Below are 3,183 nucleotides of genomic sequence, written 5' to 3'. Positions count from 1 at the left end.
ATAACAAAACCCAACATTGCCAAACGACCATTCCAAGTTTCTGCAAAGTCAGTAAAACCTAATTTTTTCTCTTGATTTTCCATAGTAATAAACCTCCAATAGTTGCAGTTGAGTAGTTGATTGTAAATAACAAAAAAATGTGGGAATTACATCAAACCAAGTTGAGAAAGAATGCCTTGACCTGTTAAAAGTTCTGTTGCAATACCGATAACAAAACCCAACATTGCCAAACGACCATTCCAAGTTTCTGCAAAGTCAGTAAAACCTAATTTTTTCTCTTGATTTTCCATGATCATTATCCTTATTTGATTTCAAGCTTATGTAATATAACTTAACTTAAAATTTCAAAGTTGGCAACATTATTTAATATTTTGAGTAGGCCAAACAGGAAGTAGATGGACTAAACAGGTGTAAACTAACTACAGAAAGATTCTTAAACTAAGATAGCCCTCTTACTTACTATTAATTTTGGGACAGTTGTGTAGATTTGAAAATTAATATTAGGAATGGCCTTAGTTGAGAAGACTAAAAAATTTAAGTAGGGATATAGAAAGAAATATGGAAGGTTGTACAGTTACGGATCTGAAGATTGACAGCAAAAAAAACTGTTATGTCCTTGATGCTGAAACTATGCGCAAGATTCAAGAAGAAACAGCAGTTTCGACAAAATTAGAACCAGGGATATATGTAATTAGAATCCGCAGTGGTTCGTTTGGATACCGAAACGATGCAAATAGTATTGGTGAACCCATTGTTATGTTGTGGATTTATGGTGGTAAATTCATTAATAAAAAAACTAACTTGGAAATTGAGGCTACTTGGTCAACTTTAAATGGTGATGACGATACATTAACTTTAGAAGTGCTAAAAACAACAAATATTTGTGCATTTTTCTTTGATAGTTACATTGAGGATAATCAAGGAGAAGTGACAATTTCAATAGTAAAAATGTAAAAATGAGCAAATATTAGGCAATATAATTATTTCCAAAAAACTAAAATTAACTGGATTTTTGCGAATACATAATCAACAGTATATTTCAGCAAAGTGTATTTTTCAGTTAAGAAATATCTTATCTAAAAAAGCTAAATTGAGGGTGGAATTAGTGAAATTATTGTTCGGTAATTTAACCTTGATTTAGCAAATTTTGAAATTGTCAATTCATTACTAAAAAAACTAATGGTTAATAGGAAATTGATAGTCAAATTTAAGGCGAATTTATCAAAGTTAATTTAACCATATTTTGTCAACTTATTAAATACTTAAAAACCAGATAAAAATGTCTTCCTCTAGCAAAAAATTAGTTCAAATATTAGTAGTATTGCTAACCTTGACTGCTGCTCCCAAGCCTTTAGCAGCTACCAATTTATCTTTTTTAAGCAATACTATCCTAGCTCAATCCGTCAACTCAGATACTACCTACCCAGTACCTGAATCACTACCAAGTGGCACAAAAATCAGATTGTCCACCTCTAGTAGTATGGTAGTTACTAATCAAGCACTAATACAACGTTACGGAGAAAAATATCCAGATGCTCAAGTTCAATTGTTAGAAGGTGATACAAGTGGAATATTAGAAGTGCTCCTAAAAGGAGACACAGATTTAGTAGCTGTGGGACGTCGATTAACTGCTCAGGAAAAAAACCAAGGATTAGTTGAAGTCCCGATTAGTCGAGGCAAAATTGCGATTATAGTTGGGCCTGATAACCCATTTCAAGAAAATTTATCATTCGATCAATTTGCGAAAATATTTAGAGGAGAAATCACAAATTGGTCAGAAGTAGGAGGCCCAAAAGTACCAATTCGTTTTATCGATCGCCCAAATTTTAGTGATACTAGACAAGCTCTGGAAAGCTACGACATATTCAAAAAAAGTATATTTCAGACTGGAGGTAACACGACTCAGGTATCTGAGGATGATACAACAGCAGTAGTTAAAAAACTAGGTAAAGATGGAATTAGTTATGCGATCGCAGACCAAGTTCTGAACAAGGAAAATGTTCGGATTATTCCGATGCACAAAACTCTGCCGAATGATCCCCGCTACCCATATTCTCAACCCCGTAGTTATGTCTATAATAAAGAAACTGCTCGAGGAGCAGTTCTAGCATTTCTAGGTTTAACTACTTCTCAAGGTGGCCAAGAAGTTGTAGCTGCAGTAGATCAACAGGAGATAAGTAATTTAGCAACTATTCCCCCGGAGATAGCAACTTCACCTAGTCCGACTTCTCAAACGGAGACAGGATTAAGCGAACAGGAGGAAACTAATTCGGCAACTGCTGGAGGTGTAGCAACTTCACCTAGTCCGACTTCTCAAACGGAGACAGGATTAAGCGAACAGGAGCAAATTAATTCGGCAACTGCTGGAGGTGTAGCAACTGCACCCAGTCCTGCTGCTCAAACGGAGACATCAATAGTGCAAGCACCTACTGGTGATACCAACAATGAAACAGAAAAAAAAGGATTTCCTTGGTGGATTTTACTGTTGTTAGGTATTCCCCTAGTAGGAGCATTATTATGGGGACTGCTTAGAGGGGGTGGAGATGAGTCAGAAGGAACAGGTGCAACTGGAGTAGCTCCAGGAACAACTACAGATTCAGACTCTACCTCTGTAGGAGGAACTGCTGTTGCTGGAACAGGAGTTAGTGGGGCAACTGACGCACCAGAAACAATCTCACAGGATGGTAATGAAGCGGGTGTTGGTATTCCCGGTATAGGAGCAGGAGTAGCAGGATTAGCAGGGTTAGCAGGAGTAGGAGGATTATTAGCAGCGTGGGCAAACACTGCCAAAAATAGTCAAATAAGTCTGAGTGTTGGGGAAAATCAAACAGCATTAGCAAGTTGGTCAGTACCAGAATCTGACAAGGAAGCAGCGAAATCCCATGGAGGTGAGCGATATCAACTGCGGGTTTATGATGTCACAGAGCTTGAGTCAGATTCAGAACTAACTCAAAGTATACAAGAGTATGATTGTGATGAATCAAGCACAGAAAGGGTTATAGAAAATCTGGAGAGTGAGCGCGACTATACTGCGGAAATAGGTTATGTGACGCCTAATGGTGAGTGGTTGAAATTAGCTCGTTCTAACCAAATTAAAATCAAAGCGCCAGAAGTAGCAGCAGTAACTCCAGAAACAGATATAGAAATTCCAACGAAAGAAGTAGAACCAGAACAAAGCAGTTC

At 37.2% G+C, this 3,183-nt stretch carries 3 protein-coding genes; 2 read left to right on the top strand and 1 reads right to left on the bottom strand.

The window, feature by feature from the left end; translation table 11 throughout:
* Positions 1-146: 146 nt before the first annotated feature.
* The gene (locus tag F6K40_RS17530) at positions 147-290 is read right to left on the bottom strand and encodes a chlorophyll a/b-binding protein (RefSeq protein WP_293099609.1); all 144 of its coding nucleotides are present in this window, start codon (positions 288-290) and stop codon (positions 147-149) included.
* Between the two features lie 268 nt (positions 291-558).
* Here F6K40_RS17530 and F6K40_RS17525 point away from each other — a divergent pair, with 268 nt between their 5' ends.
* On the top strand, positions 559-954 hold the full coding sequence (locus F6K40_RS17525; RefSeq protein WP_293138055.1) for a hypothetical protein: 396 nt from the start codon (positions 559-561) through the stop codon (positions 952-954).
* Between the two features lie 325 nt (positions 955-1,279).
* The coding region (locus tag F6K40_RS17520; protein WP_293138053.1) for a substrate-binding domain-containing protein at positions 1,280-3,183 on the top strand (1,904 nt) is incomplete at its 3' end.

Source organism: Okeania sp. SIO3I5, assembly GCF_010672085.1.
Lineage (GTDB): Bacteria > Cyanobacteriota > Cyanobacteriia > Cyanobacteriales > Microcoleaceae > Trichodesmium.
Note: the sequence above shows the minus strand (reverse complement) of the source record. Positions and strands in the feature narration are given on the sequence as shown.

What these genes read in the sequence shown, in the direction of transcription:
- F6K40_RS17530 (WP_293099609.1), bottom strand. Translation starts at nt 290, where the DNA reads ATGGAAAATCAAGAGAAAAAATTAGGTTTTACTGACTTTGCAGAAACT.
- F6K40_RS17525 (WP_293138055.1), top strand. Translation starts at nt 559, where the DNA reads ATGGAAGGTTGTACAGTTACGGATCTGAAGATTGACAGCAAAAAAAAC.